This window comes from Mycobacterium persicum, assembly GCF_002086675.1.
Taxonomy (GTDB): domain Bacteria; phylum Actinomycetota; class Actinomycetes; order Mycobacteriales; family Mycobacteriaceae; genus Mycobacterium; species Mycobacterium persicum.
In genome coordinates, this window is record NZ_MVIF01000053.1 from 1 (window position 1) to 16,059 (window position 16,059).

General features: G+C 65.4%; 21 protein-coding genes and 1 tRNA gene. 3 read left to right on the forward strand and 19 right to left on the reverse strand.

From position 1 onward, the window contains the following. The 4 genes from BST40_RS16485 to fabG form a co-directional block, all read right to left on the reverse strand. Nucleotides 1-1,030: acyl-CoA dehydrogenase family protein (locus BST40_RS16485; RefSeq protein ID WP_083154830.1), on the reverse strand; the 1,030-nt coding region annotated here is incomplete at its 3' end. Continuing rightward, nucleotides 1,023-2,234: a CoA transferase gene (locus BST40_RS16490; protein ID WP_075547287.1), complete on the reverse strand. Its 1,212-nt coding sequence runs from the start codon at nucleotides 2,232-2,234 to the stop codon at nucleotides 1,023-1,025. The genes BST40_RS16490 and BST40_RS16485, both read right to left, overlap by 8 nt. Before the next feature lie 2 nt (nucleotides 2,235-2,236). Continuing rightward, nucleotides 2,237-3,448, reverse strand: coding sequence for an acetyl-CoA C-acetyltransferase (locus tag BST40_RS16495; protein WP_075547288.1), 1,212 nt, complete (start codon nucleotides 3,446-3,448; stop codon nucleotides 2,237-2,239). Then, nucleotides 3,445-4,188, reverse strand: a complete 744-nt coding sequence (gene fabG / locus BST40_RS16500; protein ID WP_089025180.1) for a 3-oxoacyl-ACP reductase FabG — start codon at nucleotides 4,186-4,188, stop codon at nucleotides 3,445-3,447. The genes BST40_RS16495 and fabG overlap by 4 nt, the downstream gene beginning before the upstream one ends. Before the next feature lie 71 nt (nucleotides 4,189-4,259). On the opposite strand from fabG, the gene BST40_RS16505 reads away from it, so the two are divergent. Continuing rightward, nucleotides 4,260-5,420: an acyl-CoA dehydrogenase family protein gene (locus BST40_RS16505; protein WP_075547290.1), complete on the forward strand. Its 1,161-nt coding sequence runs from the start codon at nucleotides 4,260-4,262 to the stop codon at nucleotides 5,418-5,420. Between the two features lie 135 nt (nucleotides 5,421-5,555). Here BST40_RS16505 and BST40_RS16510 read toward each other — a convergent pair whose 3' ends face one another. Then, nucleotides 5,556-5,933 (reverse strand): DUF4267 domain-containing protein, encoded by a 378-nt coding sequence (locus tag BST40_RS16510; protein ID WP_158006341.1) that lies wholly within the window; start codon nucleotides 5,931-5,933, stop codon nucleotides 5,556-5,558. Nucleotides 5,934-6,246: 313 nt separating this feature from the next. Continuing rightward, a tRNA-Leu gene (locus tag BST40_RS16515) sits at nucleotides 6,247-6,330 on the reverse strand. A gap of 329 nt (nucleotides 6,331-6,659) precedes the next feature. Here BST40_RS16515 and BST40_RS16520 point away from each other — a divergent pair. After that, nucleotides 6,660-7,034, forward strand: coding sequence for a hypothetical protein (locus tag BST40_RS16520; protein WP_075547292.1), 375 nt, complete (start codon nucleotides 6,660-6,662; stop codon nucleotides 7,032-7,034). Then, complete coding sequence (locus BST40_RS16525; protein ID WP_075547293.1) at nucleotides 7,031-7,384, forward strand: DUF3817 domain-containing protein; 354 nt, start codon at nucleotides 7,031-7,033, stop codon at nucleotides 7,382-7,384. Before BST40_RS16520 ends, BST40_RS16525 begins: the two co-directional genes overlap by 4 nt. Nucleotides 7,385-7,397: 13 nt before the next feature. Here the strand turns inward: BST40_RS16525 and rdgB are convergent, their stop codons facing one another. The 13 genes from rdgB to BST40_RS16590 form a co-directional block, all read right to left on the reverse strand. Then, nucleotides 7,398-8,000, reverse strand: coding sequence for an RdgB/HAM1 family non-canonical purine NTP pyrophosphatase (gene rdgB, locus BST40_RS16530; protein ID WP_176357628.1), 603 nt, complete (start codon nucleotides 7,998-8,000; stop codon nucleotides 7,398-7,400). Between the two features lie 32 nt (nucleotides 8,001-8,032). Further along, the gene (locus tag BST40_RS16535) at nucleotides 8,033-8,632 is read right to left on the reverse strand and encodes a DUF4395 domain-containing protein (RefSeq protein WP_241780252.1); all 600 of its coding nucleotides are present in this window, start codon (nucleotides 8,630-8,632) and stop codon (nucleotides 8,033-8,035) included. Between the two features lie 214 nt (nucleotides 8,633-8,846). After that, nucleotides 8,847-9,626 carry a ribonuclease PH gene (gene rph / locus BST40_RS16540; protein ID WP_075547295.1) on the reverse strand — a complete coding sequence of 260 codons (780 nt, stop codon included), beginning with the start codon at nucleotides 9,624-9,626 and terminating at the stop codon, nucleotides 8,847-8,849. Nucleotides 9,627-9,636: 10 nt separating this feature from the next. Continuing rightward, the gene (locus BST40_RS31740) at nucleotides 9,637-9,981 is read right to left on the reverse strand and encodes a hypothetical protein (RefSeq protein ID WP_075547296.1); all 345 of its coding nucleotides are present in this window, start codon (nucleotides 9,979-9,981) and stop codon (nucleotides 9,637-9,639) included. A gap of 4 nt (nucleotides 9,982-9,985) precedes the next feature. Next, nucleotides 9,986-10,408 (reverse strand): VOC family protein, encoded by a 423-nt coding sequence (locus tag BST40_RS16550; RefSeq protein WP_075547337.1) that lies wholly within the window; start codon nucleotides 10,406-10,408, stop codon nucleotides 9,986-9,988. Nucleotides 10,409-10,413: 5 nt separating this feature from the next. Beyond that, a complete protein-coding gene (locus tag BST40_RS16555; protein ID WP_075547297.1) occupies nucleotides 10,414-10,860 on the reverse strand; it encodes a helix-turn-helix transcriptional regulator in 447 nt (148 codons plus the stop codon). 32 nt (nucleotides 10,861-10,892) lie between these two features. Then, nucleotides 10,893-11,666 carry a cyclic nucleotide-degrading phosphodiesterase gene (locus BST40_RS16560; protein WP_176357627.1) on the reverse strand — a complete coding sequence of 258 codons (774 nt, stop codon included), beginning with the start codon at nucleotides 11,664-11,666 and terminating at the stop codon, nucleotides 10,893-10,895. A 70-nt stretch (nucleotides 11,667-11,736) separates the two neighbouring features. Continuing rightward, nucleotides 11,737-12,552: a glutamate racemase gene (gene murI / locus BST40_RS16565; protein WP_075547298.1), complete on the reverse strand. Its 816-nt coding sequence runs from the start codon at nucleotides 12,550-12,552 to the stop codon at nucleotides 11,737-11,739. After that, nucleotides 12,549-13,304, reverse strand: a complete 756-nt coding sequence (locus BST40_RS16570) for a rhomboid family protein (RefSeq protein WP_371687248.1) — start codon at nucleotides 13,302-13,304, stop codon at nucleotides 12,549-12,551. The genes murI and BST40_RS16570 overlap by 4 nt, the downstream gene beginning before the upstream one ends. Beyond that, nucleotides 13,267-14,238, reverse strand: coding sequence for a PLP-dependent cysteine synthase family protein (locus BST40_RS16575; RefSeq protein ID WP_075547300.1), 972 nt, complete (start codon nucleotides 14,236-14,238; stop codon nucleotides 13,267-13,269). The genes BST40_RS16570 and BST40_RS16575 overlap by 38 nt, the downstream gene beginning before the upstream one ends. Before the next feature lie 9 nt (nucleotides 14,239-14,247). Then, nucleotides 14,248-14,520, reverse strand: a complete 273-nt coding sequence (locus BST40_RS16580) for a MoaD/ThiS family protein (protein WP_075547301.1) — start codon at nucleotides 14,518-14,520, stop codon at nucleotides 14,248-14,250. Nucleotides 14,521-14,580: 60 nt separating this feature from the next. Next, nucleotides 14,581-14,994 carry a M67 family metallopeptidase gene (locus BST40_RS16585; RefSeq protein WP_075547302.1) on the reverse strand — a complete coding sequence of 138 codons (414 nt, stop codon included), beginning with the start codon at nucleotides 14,992-14,994 and terminating at the stop codon, nucleotides 14,581-14,583. 1 nt (nucleotide 14,995) lies between these two features. Further along, on the reverse strand, nucleotides 14,996-16,045 hold the full coding sequence (locus BST40_RS16590) for a P1 family peptidase (protein ID WP_083154831.1): 1,050 nt from the start codon (nucleotides 16,043-16,045) through the stop codon (nucleotides 14,996-14,998). Nucleotides 16,046-16,059: the final 14 nt, after the last annotated feature.

Here is a 16,059-nt window from a genome sequence, read left to right on the forward strand (position 1 = left end):
CTTCCGAACAGTATTCGCTGGCAAGGTATTTCGCCATTCCAGCGGCGACGTCGTTGCGTTCGCCCGAGTCTTTCAGCCGCGCCGCGTTGACCATCATCAGGTGTGCCGCTTCGACCTTGGTCGCCATCTCGGCCAGCTGGAATGCGATGGCCTGGTGCTCGGCGATCGGCTTCCCGAAGGTGTGGCGCTGCTGCGCGTATCGCACCGCCAGCTCGAAGGCTCGAATGGCGACACCACAGGCGCGCGCCGCAACGTTCACCCGGCCGACTTCGATGCCGTCCATCATCTGGAAGAAGCCCTGCCCCGCGATGCCGCCGAGGATGTCGTCGGCGGGTGCCCGATAACCGTCGAAGATGAGTTCGGTGGTATCGATGCCCTTGTAGCCCAGCTTGTCGATCTTCCCGGGGATCACCAAGCCCGGAGCCACTTCACCGAAACCCGTTGGCTTTTCGACGAGGAACGCGGTCAGGTTGCGGTGCGGCTTGGCTTCGCCTTCGTCGGTGCGCACCAGCACCGCCACCAGCGTCGAACTGGCGCCGTTGGTCAGCCACATCTTCTGGCCATCGATGACGTAGTCGCCACCGGGATCGCGGCGGGCCCGGGTGCGAATCGCGGCGACGTCGGAGCCCAGTTCCGGCTCCGACATCGAGAACGCGCCGCGACACTCGCCGGTGGCCATGCGTGGCAGGAAGCGCTGCTGCTGCTCGTCGGTGCCATGCTGGCGCAGCATGTAAGCCACGATGAAGTGGGTGTTGAGCACACCGGAGACACTCATCCAGCCCCGGGCCAGCTCTTCGACACACAACGCGTAAGTCAGCAACGACTCCCCCAGCCCGCCGTATTCTTCGGCGATCATCAGACCGAACAAGCCCATGGCGCGCATCTGGTCGACGATTGCCTGCGGATAGGTGTCGGCGCGCTCCAGTTCCGGCGCGTTGGGGATGATCTCTTCGTCGACGAATTTCCGTACGGCGCTGATGATTTCGGTTTGCAACTCGGTCAGCCCGAGGGTCTGGGCAAGTCTAGTCATGCGCCGTTGTTCCTATCGTCTGAGCGCTCGACAATCGCGCGATATCGGCGGCCGTCAGTCCGAGGCGCTCGGTGAGCACCGCCGTGGTGTCCTGCCCTAGTGCCGGTGCAGACGCGCTGGCCGGGTGGGCGCCGTCGAACGCGGCCGGCAGGCCCGGAGCCAGATATTCACCGACCCCCAGCTGATGCAGCACGGAAAACAAGGGATTGGCAGTCACTTTCGAGCTCGCAGCCACCTGCGCGAAGCTGCGGTAGCGTTCGAAGAGCACGGTGGTACCCGACAGTTCCGCAGTGATCTCGTCGCCGGTGTGGTCGCCGAACCAGGTCGCGAAGAGGCCCGTGAGGACGTCGCGGTAGCGGTACCGGTCGCCTTCGGCGGCGAAGTCCACACCCAGCGCCTCGGCCAGCGCCGACACCGCCCCCCCGGTGCCGGTCACGTCGACCAGATCGCGAAAGTGCCGTCCGGTCAACGTGACAACCATGAATCCGACTCCGTCGCGGCTGGTGAAGTCCTGGCCGTACTGGCCGTAGACGGCATTGCCCAGGCGCTGCCGTTGCGTCCCATTGACCTGCGGCTCGGTCAACAGCCCCAGGTTTCCCGCCGTCGCCAGCGCAACGTCTTCCAGCGCCAGACTGACCCGAGCCCCCATCCCGGTCTGGTCGCGGCGGCGCACCGCGGCGACGACGGCGAGCGCGGCATACAGACCGCAACAGACGTCCCAGGCCGGCAGCACGTGGTTGATCGGGCCGGCATGGCCGACCGGACCGGTGACCAGTGGGAAGCCGGCGGCCGCGTTGACGGTGTAGTCGACAGCGGTTGACCCGTCGCTTCGCCCGAGCAGCTGGAGGTGGATGACGTCGGAACGCCGGGCGGCCAGCAGCTGGTGGCTGAGCCAGGCAAAGCCAGCGTTGGTCACGACGATGCCGTCGCCCTCGATGACCAACCGCTGCACCAGCTGTTGTCCTTGCGCCGAGCGCAGATCCACGGTCACCGAACGCTTTCCCTTGTTCAGACCCGTCCAGTAGATCGACGTTCCGGACGCAGCCAGCGGCCAGCGCTGCACGTCGGCAGCGCCGCCGATCGGATCGACACGGATCACCTGTGCACCAAGCTGACTGAGCGTCATGCCGCACAGCGGTGCGGCCACGAAGCTGGAAACCTCGACGATACTGATGCCGCTCAACGGCAACGCGGGACCTTGCATGTCTATGCGACCCGTTCAAAGACGGCGGCCAACCCCTGACCCCCGCCGATGCACATGGTTTGCAGGCCGTAGCGCGCCTGGCGGCGTTCCAGTTCACGCGCCAGGGTGGCCAGCATCCTGCCGCCGGTCGCGCCGACGGGATGACCCAACGAGATGCCGGAGCCGTGCACGTTGGTGCGTTCCCGGTCGGCGGCACCGAAGTTCCATTCCCGCATCACCGCGAGCGCCTGGGCGGCGAACGCTTCGTTGAGTTCGATGAGGTCGATGTCGGCCAGCCGCAGGCCCGCCTTGGCCAGCGCGGCCTCGGTCGCGGGCACCGGACCGATGCCCATGATGTCGGGCGCCACCCCCGCCAGCCCCCAGGAAACCAACCGGACCAACGGCCGCAAGCCGTACTCGGCGGCTTTGGCCGGCGTGGTGACCACGCACATCGATGCCGCATCGTTTTGGCCGCTGGCGTTGCCCGCCGTCACCGTTGCCTCTGGATCCTGTTTCAGCAGAACGGGTTTGAGCTTCCCTAACGATTCGAGTGTGGTGTCGGCGCGGGGATGCTCGTCGGTGTCGATCAGCTGATCGCCATGGCGGCCGGGTACCACGACGGGAATGATTTCGGCGGCCAGGATGCCGTCCTGTTGCGCGGTGACCGCACGCCGATGCGACGTCACCGCCAGTTCGTCTTGCTCCAGCCGCGAAATGCCGTACCGGCGGCGCAGATTCTCGGCGGTCTCCAGCATCCCGCCCGGCACCGGATAATGCCGGCCTCCGGCCGTGGTGCGGCCGCGGGCCAGCCCGTCGTGCACCCGGATACCACCGCGGGCGCCGCCCCAGCGCATATCGGTGGAATAGAACGCGACATTGCTCATGCTTTCGCAGCCGCCGGCGATGACGAGGTCGGTGTCGCCATGGCTCACCTGCAGGCAGGCGAGGATCACAGCCTGCAGGCCCGAACCGCAGCGGCGGTCGACCTGCATACCGGGAACCGTGACCGGCAGCCCGGCATCCAATGCGACCACCCGGCCGATGGCCGGTGCCTCACTGCTGGGATAGCAGTGCCCCAGGATCACCTCCTGCACCTCATCGGGCGGCAGACCGGTCCACTCGAGCAGTCCCTTGAGCACGGCGACGCCGAGTTCAACGGCGCTGAGCGACTTAAACATTCCGCCGTAGCGGCCGATCGGCGTGCGGACCGGCTCACAGATGACAGCGTCAGTCATATGAACCGCCCGCCCGTGACATCGAGCACCGTTCCGGTCATGTACGAGGACAGGTCAGAGGCCAAAAACAAGGCGACGCTGGCGACTTCGCTGGGCTCACCCGCTCTGCCCATCGGAACCTCGGCCAATTTCTGGTCCCAAATGCGTTGCGGCATTGCTTCCGTCATCGCCGAGCGAATCAATCCGGGGGCGATGGCGTTGACTCGAACACCCACGTGGGCAAGCTCTTTGGCGGCGGCCTTGGTCATCCCGATGATCCCGGCTTTAGCCGCGGAGTAGTTGGTCTGGCCCACCATCCCGACCTTGCCCGACACCGAGGACATGTTCACGATCGCGCCCCGCTTGTTTTCGCGCATGATGGCCGCCGCCAGCCGGGTGCCGTTCCAGGTGCCTTTCAGATGTACGCTGATGACCTGGTCGAACTGCTCCTCGGTCATGTTGCGCATGGTCGCGTCTCGGGTGATGCCGGCGTTGTTGACCATGACGTCGAGACCGCCGAAAAACTCGACGGCCCTGCGGATGAGCGTTTCGACCTCGTCGGCTTTGGTCACGTCGCACCGCACAGCCGCGGCTACTGCATCGCCGCCCAGCTTCTGTGCCGCGGCCTCGGTCGCTTCGAGATTGACATCACCGAGCACGACGCGCGCGCCCTCGGCGACGAATCGCTCGGCAATGGCCAAGCCCAGTCCTTGGGCTCCGCCGGTGACCACCGCGGTCTGACCGTTCAGCAATGACATCAACAATTCCTCACTGTCCTGCCCGCAGTCGGGCGCCCACCATTCAAATATAATATTTCATATATGATGGGCCGATGCCCGTGACAGTCAGCGACGAGGACTTTCGGCAGATCCTCGCCCAGACCCGTCACTTCGTCCGCACCGCCGTGATTCCGCGTGAGCAGGAAATCCTGGACAACGACCGGGTGCCGGACGACCTGCGTGAGCATGCCAAGAGGATGGGATTGTTCGGCTACGCGATTCCACAAGAGTGGGGCGGGCTTGGCCTCGACCTGCCGCAGGACGTCGAACTCGCCATGGAATTGGGCTACACCTCGCTGGCGTTGCGGTCGATGTTCGGCACCAACAACGGCATTGCCGGGCAGGTACTGGTCGGCTTCGGCACCGACCAGCAGAAAGCCCGCTGGCTGGGACCGATGGCCTCCGGCGACGTCGTCGCCTCTTTCGCACTGACCGAACCCGGCGCCGGGTCGAATCCGGCCGGATTGCGTACCAAAGCCGTTCGGGACCACGGCAATTGGGTGATCTCGGGGCAGAAGCGCTTCATCACCAATGCACCGGTCGCCGGTTTGTTCGTGGTTTTCGCGCGGACCAGGCCGGCCGACGAGCGGAGCGCCGGCATCGCGGTCTTCCTGGTTCCCGCGGACGCGGCAGGAGTTGAAGTCGGTGTCAAGGACGCCAAGATGGGCCAGGAAGGGGCGTGGACAGCCGACGTCAACTTCAACGACGTCCGGGTCGACGCCGAGGCGCTGATCGGCGGCAGTGAGGACATCGGCTATCGAGCTGCCCTGACATCGTTGGCACGCGGCCGGGTGCATATTGCCGCGATCGCGGTCGGCACGGCTCAACGGGCACTCGACGAATCCGTGGCCTATGCCACCACGGCGACGCAGGGTGGCACGCCGATCGGGAACTTTCAGTTGGTGCAGGCGATGCTGGCCGATCAGCAGACCGGCGTGCTGGCCGGACGCGCGCTGGTTCGCGATGCCGCTCGGCTATGGGTGTCGGGAGCGGACCGCCGCATCGCGCCGTCGGCGGCGAAGCTCTACTGCACCGAAATGGCTGGAAAGGTGGCCGATCTCGCGGTGCAGATTCATGGTGGCAGTGGCTACATGCGCGGCGTCCCGGTGGAACGCATCTACCGCGATGTTCGGCTGCTGCGATTGTACGAGGGCACCAGTGAGATTCAGCGGCTGATCGTCGGGTCGAACCTGGTGCGAGCGGCGCAGCGCTGAACTCGGCGCCACACGGCGTCAGCCAGATCGCGGATCGGAAGATCGCCCCGCTGGCGGTAGCCCAACGACTGGGCGGCAGCATCTGCTATCCCCTCGACACGCCGCGCAGTTGGGCTTGCGGCAAAGCCGCGTCACTCAACCGTCGTCAGAGCGGCTCTCGCATGCCACGGAAGACCCTAGCGCGGCGAAAACCAGTGCGCCGCCTGCGCCCAACAGAATCGCCTGTGTGCTGAGGTTTCCGCGCCGGCCCTCATCAAATCCCGCGATCGCGTCGACAGTGTCGATCGCCGCGCCCGCCGCCGCGACCGCCCGAACCGCACCGGGCGGGGCCGCGAGCAACGCCACCGCCAGGGCGAGTTCTCGGGCCCCGAAAAGCCTTGTCAGGAAGCGATTTGCGGTCCCGGGGTCAATGCCGAAGAGGCGCGCCGTCAGGTCCGGGGCGAGCCAGCTGCCGAGACCGACGGCAGCGCGGGATGCGCCAAGCGCAATACGTGCAGTGGAATAAGTCGCCATTTCATGAACATAGATCATGCCCATTCAGATGAGACGCGTGCCGGCCAGGACGCCACGGATCGCCAGACAACCCGGAGCAGCATCCACAGCTCGTTGTCGTCGTCACCGCGGGCGGCCTACCGGCAAAAAGCAAATCCCGGTGCGGGCAATCCGAACGGCCGCTGGCATTCCCAGCCAGCAATTGCGCCAACAGGTTTCACGGTGTGTAGCCGCTGCGGCGTCACCTCGCGGCATAGCGGGGAATCGCCGGTCTGCCTGCTGCAGCTCCCACCCTGGGGTCAGCGATTGTCGACCAACACACCAATCGCGAGGGTGCGGGCGGAGGGACTCGAACCCTCAAGCTCTCTCGAGCAATGGCACCTAAAACCATCGCGTATGCCAATTCCGCCACGCCCGCAGCGTTGCCGATCGTACCGCCCGGCTCGCCAGGCGAGTCGGTCAGTGGTCTCTCCTCGCTTGGGTTCAGCACACCGAAAGGAGCCCGCGAGCGCGATCCGTGGAGTTGTTCGCGGACTGATCGACAGCGACGGGTGCCGGCTAGTCGCCAACATTCACCGAGGGCGCAGCACTCGTTCACCGGGGCACTCGACGACTTGGGTCCCCTGGACACGGCCGAGCCCATTACATCATCGCCGTATACCGCGGAACGTTTATTTCCCTGGCTCGCGCGTCTCGACGAGTTCGACGGACCCCAGTTATGACGCGTCGTCGCGGTACCGTCTAAGTGTGTCGACTACGCATCGTCGCAGGCCCGCGCTGATCGCCCTGGCGATCGTCGCCGCGTGCGGGTGTCTGGCCTTGGGCTGGTGGCAGTGGACCAGATTCCAGTCGGTGTCCGGCACCTTCCAGAACCTGGGATACGCCTTGCAGTGGCCGATGTTCGCCTGGTTCTGCATCTACGCGTACCGCAAGTTCGTTCGCTATGAAGAGGTGCCGCCGGAGCCGCCAAACGCCATGACCGAGATACCACCCGGACTGTTGCCCGAACGGCCCACGCCCGCGCCACAGCCCTCCGACGATCCTGCCCTACAGGAGTACAACGCATACTTGGCCGAACTCGCGAAGCACGATGCCGACAGGCAGAACAGGAACAGCGCATGACGACGCCTGAGACACCCGAAACGCAGCGGAACACTATCTTTCCGGCGGAAAAGATCCGTACCGCGCTGCTTGGCTATCGCGTGATGGCGTGGACGACGGGTATCTGGCTCATCGCCCTCTGTTATGAACTGATCTCCCACCTGGTCTTCCACCACGAGATTCGCTGGATCGAGATCGTGCACGGTTGGGTTTACTTCGTCTACGTGTTGGCCGCCTTCAATCTCGCCGTGAAAGTTCGCTGGCCGATCGGCAAGACAGTCGGTGTCCTGCTCGCCGGCACCATCCCGCTACTGGGCATCATCGTCGAACATTTTCAAACCAGGGACGTCAAGGCGCGCTACAACCTCTAGAGGGCGGCACTGTCTAGGCGAGGGCTCGCAACTCCGGCAGTAGCAGCCTCAGCGCGCGGCCGCGATGCGACATCGCATCCTTCTCCTCAGGGCTCAGTTGCGCCGCGGTCAGCTGATAGCCGTCGGGAATGAAGACGGGGTCGTAGCCGAACCCGCCGGCACCGCGTGGCTCCCGCGCGATCGTGCCGGGCCACTGGCCACGCACCACGACTTCGCCGGACGCCGAGACCAATGCGCAGGCCGAGACGAATGCCGCACCGCGCCGTCCGTCGGGCACATCGCGCAACTGGGCCAACAGCAGGGCGGTGTTGGCCGCGTCGTCGCCGTGATTGCCGGACCACCGGGCCGACAGCACCCCGGGCATGCCGTTGAGTGCCGCCACCTCTAAACCGGAGTCGTCAGCGACGCTGGCCATACCGGTCGCGGCGAACGCGTCGCGCGCCTTGGCCAGCGCGTTATCTTCGAATGTCGCACCGGTTTCGGGTGTCTCGTCGAATGACGCGACGTCATTGAGCGACACCAATGTCACCCCCGACAATCCGCCACCGTCGAGCACCCTGCGCAGTTCGGCCAGCTTTTTGGGGTTGCGGCTGGCAACCAACAGCTTGGTCACCAATCAATCCGAAACACAGTCATCAGGCCCCGGGCCTACGCGCGACTTTCCAGGTTGATTGCTGGACTTTCGGGGTTCAGCGCTGGTCGTGGCGCTATTTCCCTGACATAGCGGACTTCGCATTCTTCACAACCCCAAATCAATTTGTGCAGGTAACAGCCCACACAAAACCCCAGCGTCGCCTCCAACCACGTCAGGACAAAACAGACCGCGACAACAGCCGCCAGCGCCAGGGGCGACGCGCCGAACAGGCGCATGGCAAGACACGTCGCCGCTAAACTGCCACCGAGTAACCATGCAAACCGTTTCGGCCGCGTTGGTTTCCACACCGGTCGAATTCCCATTGTCAACGCGGTGCCCAGAACGCCAGTGGGGCTGAATGGAGTTAATCCGGTAGCCGCCGCAGCCAACATATCAAAAAGCACGAGCGGACCAATAATAATCACCGGATCGGTTTCCGGACGCATCAGCAATAATGCGATCGTGATTGCGGAGATAATATTTAGCAGACCCGCTCTCGCACGGGTTGCGGTTTCGTTGATGCGCGGTTCCGCATGTGCATGCGTCATCTGTCCCACTGCCCACCACGGGTGGTTGAGAAAGGCATGTTCAAGTGGGACTTGCCGACTGGCCATCAATTAATCCTAAAACAATTGATTTTGGCAAAACTCAATTGGACGTGGAGAAGCCTATCATAACTGTATTGTGCGCGCCTCTAGCCAGCCGCATTGAGTCGACGACAATGGCAAACGCTACGGCCGACCAATCCGGGCGGTGCCGCACTGCCGGGTGATCAGCAGCAAAGACATAGTCTCGAGGCTTGAGTGTTCCGATTGGTGATTACCTGGGTCAGCTTCCGAACGCTTTCGGCGGTGGCGGTCCTTCGGGCAGGACACCTGGATACGGCAGCGCCAACGCCTCCCGCTGAGCGGTGAATAATTTGTCGCACGCGCCCAGCGCCATGTCGAGCAGCTTGTCCAGCGTCGACCGCGGGAACGTCGCGCCCTCGCCGGTGCCCTGGATCTCCACCAGGGTCCCGGTGTCGGTGGCGACGACATTCATGTCGACCTCGGCTCGGGAATCTTCCTCGTACGGCAAGTCGACCCGGATCCGGCCGTCGACCACCCCCACACTGATCGCGGCGATGGCGCACGACAACGGCCGGGGATCAGACAGTTTGCCGGCCGCCGCCAGGTAGGTCACGGCGTCGGCCAGCGCCACATAGGCACCCGTGATGGCCGCCGTGCGGGTACCCCCGTCGGCTTGCAGCACGTCGCAGTCGACCGCAATGGTGTTCTCCCCCAAGGCCGCCAAGTCGATGCCCGCCCGCAGCGACCGACCGACCAGGCGACTGATCTCCTGGGTGCGGCCACCGACTCGCCCCTTGACCGATTCGCGATCCGAGCGCGTATGAGTGGCCGACGGCAGCATTGCGTACTCGGCGGTGAGCCATCCCACGCCAGATCCCTTGCGCCAGCGCGGAACCCCCTCGGTGACGCTGGCGGTACACAGGACCTTGGTGCGACCGAATTCAATCAGCACCGAGCCTGCGGGATTTTCGGTGAACCCGCGGGTGATGACCACCGGACGAAGCTCGTCGTCGAGGCGGCCGTCTTCTCGTTTGGACACGACGCCAACCCTAGCGGGCACCCCACACCCATCGAATGTGCGTCCACGGCGGCGACTGTGCGTCCACGGCTTTGAATGTGCGCTCAGGTGAACCCAAACACCGGTCAGGCCGCCACGTGTACACCCTCGAGGGTCGGGCGGCTCGGCGGCCAGCAGACCGGCACATGCGATGCGTTTTCGTCGAGGGAATCGCCCTCGCGAATGTCGATAGCACGCCGGGTATTGCTGTCGAGGCCTCCTCGATGACGTCCGGATCGGCCTGCTTGATGAGCGTGCGGATCCGCGCGAGCGTGTTGCCCCGCCAGTCGGCCAGCTCGGCTATCCGCGTGTCGATGTTCTGCGTCGCGTCGCTCATGGGTTCAGTTCACCTGTTGAATGCGGATCAGATTGCCGGCGGGATCACGCAGCGCGCAGTCGCGAACTCCGTACGGCTGATCCGTCGGCTCCTGAATCACCTCGCCTTGGCCGTCGTGCAGGCAGGTCTGCAGCCGCTCAAACGTGGCATCGAGATCTTTGGTTGCCAGGAGCAGGGTGCCGTAGCTGCCTTTGGCCATCATCTCGGCAATGGTGCGACGCTCCTCGTCGGTGATGCCGGGGGTGGCATTCGGCGGGTACAAGACGATGGAGGTGTCGGGCTGATGGGGAGGACCGAGCGTGATCCAGCGCATCTTGCCCTTGCCGACGTCGAGGCGGACCTCGAAGCCGAGAATCTCGCGGTAGAAGGCCAGCGATTCCTGCGGGTCCTCGTGCGGAAGGAAGCTCGAGTGAATGGTGATGTCCATGACGCTCACGCTAGGTGCAGCTCGGTAACCGAGGCTTCTCGATTCCTGATCGGTCGGGTCACCTGCTTCTGCAGGCACGCCGGGATGCCCTTCGCGGCGCCTGCCGTCCGCTCTCGATAAAGGCTGGGCGGCATGGCGACCAGCTCGCTAAAGCGAGTGCTGAAAGTGCCCAGCGATGAGAAACCGACGGTGAAGCACACCTCGGTGACGCTAAGGTCGCCGCGACGCAAGAGCGCCATCGCGCGCTCGATGCGCCGCGTCATGAGATACGAATACGGCGATTCGCCATAGGCGAGCTTGAACTGACGGCTGAAGTGCCCGGTGGATATATTCACGCTCCGGGCGAGCGCCTCGACGTTCAGCGGCTGTGCATACTCCCGGTCGATCCTGTCCCGAGCGCGCCGCAACAGCTTGAGGTCTCGTAAGCGCTGAGCCTCTGCCGGTGTGCTCATTTGCGCCGAACTACCGCCTTCGCCAGCAAGCTTCAGGCCCGCCGGACTTCGAAAGTCTCGCCGCATACCACCGCGTGTACGGGCCCGTCGAACTCGGCCTTGGCCTCAGTGATGACGTCCTCGCGCGATGTCCATGGCGGAATGTGGGTCAGCAGGAGCTCGCGGACGCCGGCCCGCCTCGCGGCCCTTCCGGCTTCGGTGCCGGACAGATGTAGGTCCGGCGGACGGTCCGGTGAGTGTGTCCAGGAGGCCTCGCACAGAAAGACGTCGACACCGCGAGCCAGCTCGACGAGCTGGTCACAGATGCCGGTGTCGCCGCTGTAGGCAAATGAGGCGCCGGTGGAATCGGTGAACCGCATGCCGTAGGACTCGGTCGGGTGGGCAACGACCCGGGGCACCACGGTAACCGCGCCGAACGTCACCGGCTCGCCGTCCACCCAGTGGCGGACGTCGAAGATGTCCGAGCAATCGTCGATCTCGCCGCCGTAGGGCGACGACGCTGCCCCCAGGCGGGACCAGGTGTCGCTCGGGCCGTATAACAACGCCTTGCCCTTGGGAGGCGTGGGGTGATAACGGCGCCATACGAATAAGCCCGGCATATCCAGACAGTGGTCCGCGTGCAAATGCGACAACAGCACATGCACCGACCCGGGATCCAAGTGTCGTTGCAGAGCTCCGAGCACACCGCCACCGAAGTCGATGACCATCGGCGGGGTGTCCGGAGCCCGGAGCAGATAACCCGACGCGGCCGAATCCGGACCCACGACGCTGCCGGAGCATCCGAGCACGGTTATTCGCACGGACACTACTGTGCCATGCCCATTACCGCGATGAGAAAAACATTGCCGCAATAGGTGAGCAGAATCTCGCGTGACGCTATTTGACAGGCGGATGATGAACGGCTGCCACTCCGGTAATCGCCGGCCCGAGGAATCGCGCCGCGAGCCGGGTGAACGCTTCCGGGTCGCCGGTGGCTTCGAACACCCGGGTAGCCGGCGGCGCATCGTGCGGGCGCAGCAGGTCGGTCTGGGTCAGCACCCGGAGAACTTCTTTGGCGGTCTCCTCGGCGCTCGAGACCAGCGTGACGTGGTCTCCCATCGCCAGTTGAATGAGCCCGGACAGCAGCGGGTAGTGCGTACAACCGAGCACCAGAGTGTCCACCCCGGCACGCTGCAACGGCTCCAAGTAACCCTCCGCCAGCCCCAACACCTGACGGCCGCTGGTGACCCCGCGCTCGACGAAATCCACGAACCGCGGACAGGCCACCGCGGTGATCTCGGCGGCGCGCGCGGCGGCGAACGCGTCTTGGTAGGCGTGGGAGGTGATGGTCGCGCGAGTGCCGATCACCCCGATGCGACCGTTGCGGGTGGCGGCAACGGCGCGGCGTACGGCCGGCAGGATCACCTCGACGACGGGCACGTCGTAGCGCTCCCGCGCGTCTCGCAGGCAGGCCGCGGACGCCGAGTTGCAGGCGATCACCAAAACCTTGACACCCCGGTCGACCAAGTCGTCGCCGATGGCCAACGCGTGTGCGCGGATCTCCGGGATGGTCAGTGGACCGTAGGGGCCGTTGCCGGTATCACCGACGTAGATGATGTCCTCGTCGGGCAGTTGGTCGATGATGGCCCGCGCGACGGTCAGTCCGCCGACGCCGGAGTCGAAGACTCCGACGGGCGCCAACGGCGAGCTCATGTCTTCGGACGCAACTGGCGGTTGCCGGCCTTCTTCAGTGCGCGGGCTTTACGCTCCGGCGCCGATAAGAGATATGCGGCCACCACCCCGGCAAGCGCACCGCACAGATGGCCCTGCCATGACACCCCGCCGCACATGCCCAGCCGCGGAAGGGCTCCCAGCAAGACGCCACCGTAGAAGAACAAGACCACCAAACCGATGACGATGTCCCACACCTTACGCACGAAAAGGCCGAACACCAGCAGAAAGGTCAACCAGCCGAAGATCAGCCCGGACGCTCCGATGTGGTCGGTCGGACCGCAGCTGCTGCCCACATTTCCGATGAGCCAGGTGCCGAAGCCGCCCAGAATCCACACGATCACCGTCGCCCAGACGAACCGCGACAATCCGGCCAGCGTCATCAGGAATCCCAACACCAGTAAAGGAATGGTGTTGGCCATCAGGTGTGCCCAGTTGGCATGCAGCAGCGGCGCGAAAACGATGCCCCACAACCCGTCGGTTTTCAGCGGGCGGATGCCGTTGACGTCCAGCGAATGCCGCGTCAACTGGTCGATCAGCTCAACGAGATACAGCAGCGCGACGAAGGTGAGGATGGTCGCCCCGCCGACGATCCAGCGCGGGCGCTTTTCCGGCTGCTTCGCGGGTGTGCGCGGATTCCCGGTCATTGGCGCCGCTCCTCCTCGTCGTTTCACTCCGCATCGTCGCCGGCGCGGGTCATGCCCACAGCTGCCCTTCCAGAGCGTTCTCGGCATCAGCAAGGCTACCGACATAGGCGCCGGTCGACAGATACTTCCACCCCGCATCGGCAACCACCAAGGCTATGTCGGCGCGGTTACCCGACTGGACGACATTGGCCGCGATTCCCAGTGCGGCGTGCAGCACCGCGCCCGTCGAGATACCCGCGAAGATGCCCTCGGCCGCGGCCAGTTCACGGGTACGGCGCACCGCGTCGTACGCGCCCACCGAATATCGCGCGGTCAGCACCTCAGGGTCATACAGTTCGGGGACAAAGCCCTCATCGATGTTGCGCAGCGCGTACACCCCCTCGCCGTAACGTGGCTCGGCCGCCACGATCTCGACACCGGGAACCCGCTCGCGCAGAAACTGGCCGGTACCCATCAGCGTGCCGGCGGTGCCCAGGCCGGCGACGAAATGGGTGATCTCGGGCAGGTCGGCCAGCAACTCGGGACCGGTGCCGCAGTAGTGCGCGTCCGCGTTGGCCGGATTGCCGTACTGGTAGAGCATCACCCACGACGGGTTGGCGGCGGCAAGCTCCTTGGCGGTGGCCACCGCTGTGTTGGATCCGCCCTCGGCCGGCGAAAAAATGATTCTCGCGCCATAGAGTTCCAGCAGCTGACGCCGTTCCAGCGAGGTGTTCTCGGGCATCACGCATATCAGCCGGTAGCCCTTCAACCGCGCGGCCATCGCCAGCGAGATACCGGTGTTGCCGCTGGTGGGCTCGATGATGGTGGCGCCGGGCGACAACCGCCCGTCCAGTTCGGCCTGTTCGATCATCCGCAGCGCCGGCCGGTCTTTGATCGATCCGGTCGGATTGCGGTCTTCGAGCTTGGCCCACAACCGCACGTGGGTTGCGTCGGCCTCGTCTGCCCAGCGCGGGGACAGCTGCTTCAGACCCACCAGCGGGGTGTTGCCCAGTGCCTGTAGCAGCGAGTCGTATCGCGCCATGCGCTCCGCTTACCCGCCCGCCACGGCGGGCAGGATGGTGACCGAGTCGCCGTCGGACAGCACCGTGTCCAGACCACCGGAGAACCGCACGTCCTCGTCGTTCACGTAGACGTTCACAAAGCGGTGCAGCTTGCCATTATCGATCAGCCGCTCGGAGATGCCCGAGTAGTTGGCCTCGAGGTCGTCGATGACCGCGCCGAGCGTGTCGCCGTTCGCGGAGACGCGCTTCTGGCCACCGGTGTGGGGTCGCAGGACGGTCGGGATGGACACGGTGACGCTCATGCAGGCCTTCCTCGCACTTTGAGCACTTTTCCGGGACTTTGCGGGAACTCTGACAGATATTCAATACTGCTCGACGATATGGACAGGCTCTTCGGTGACGGCACCGGCGACGATGCGATAACTGCGTAGCTCACAACGCTCGGCATCACGGGTAGACACCAGCACATAATGCGCCTCCGGTTCCGCGGCCAGGCTGACGTCCGTGCGGCTTGGGTATGCCTCGGTCGCCGTATGCGAGTGATAGATGACGACCGGCACTTCGTTCGCGCTTTCCATGGATCGCCACACCTGGAGTTGCTCGCCGGAATCGAAACGGTAAAACGTCGGCGAGCGCTCCACGTTGGTCATCGGGATATGGCGCTGGGGACGGTCGGAACCCTCCGGCCCCGCCAGCACCCCACAGGCTTCGTCAGGGTGATCGCGGCGGGCATGGGCGAACATCGCATCGACCAGGTCGGCACGAATCACCAGCACCTCAGCCGTTCCTTTCCGTACGTGTTCCGAATGCTCCCGGCAACATGGCGCGGTAGCTCGGTATTCCGGCCACCGGCGCGGCGGCGATGACACCAGCCACTACCGCTCGGGCCAGGCAATCGCCGGCGGCCGCTCCCACCGCGCTGACCAACGCCGTTTCCGGCGAAAGAGCGGCCGGTATGCCGGGGTCCGGCGGCACCTCGACCGCACCGGTGGCCAGCGCGAAGACGGTATCGCCGTCCAGTGGCGTGTGGGCCGGCCGGATCGAGCGGGCCAGCCCGTCGTGAGCCGCGATCGCGACGCGCCCACACGCGGCCGGACTCAGCGCCGCGTCCGTCGCGACCACCGCGATGGTGGTGTTCATGGGGCTGGACTCCGTCGGTAGCCGCGCCAGCGCGTCGAGCTGCTCGGCGGGTGGTTTGGTCAGCTCGAATTCGTCGATCAGCTCCGCCATCCACGGCAGGCCGGTCGCCGGATCGACGACGTTGCCCACCGAGTTCACCACGACGACCGCGCCGACGGTCACGCCGGACGGCAGCGTGGTCGACGCTGTGCCGACGCCGCCCTTGAGCAGGCCGGCGCGCGCGCCCACGCCGGCGCCTACGGCCCCGACGGCAACATCGGCCTCAGCGGCTTCGCAAGCCAGGTACCCGAAGTCAGCCGAGGGCCGGCAAATCCAGCCTCCGACCGGCAGGTCGAAGATCACCGCGGCCGGAACGATGGGCACCACCCCGGCGCCGCCCATACCGACAGCGACACCGCGGTGATGTTCCTCGAGCCAGCGCATGACACCGTCGGCGGCGGCCAGGCCATAGGCGCTGCCGCCGGCGAGCAGTACCGCGTCCACGAAGCGGACACTATTGACCGGATCCAACAGGTCGGTCTCGCGGGTTCCGGGCGCACCTCCGCGGCAGTCGACCGCACCGACCGTTCCGGGTGGCGGCAGCACAACAGTGACGCCACAAGCCCAGCCGGCGCCGAGGGACGCGTCGGGGTCGAGCCGCTGGTAGTGGCCGACGCGGATGCCGCCGACGTCGGTGATGGCGTTCATCCGGCTGCCGTCGC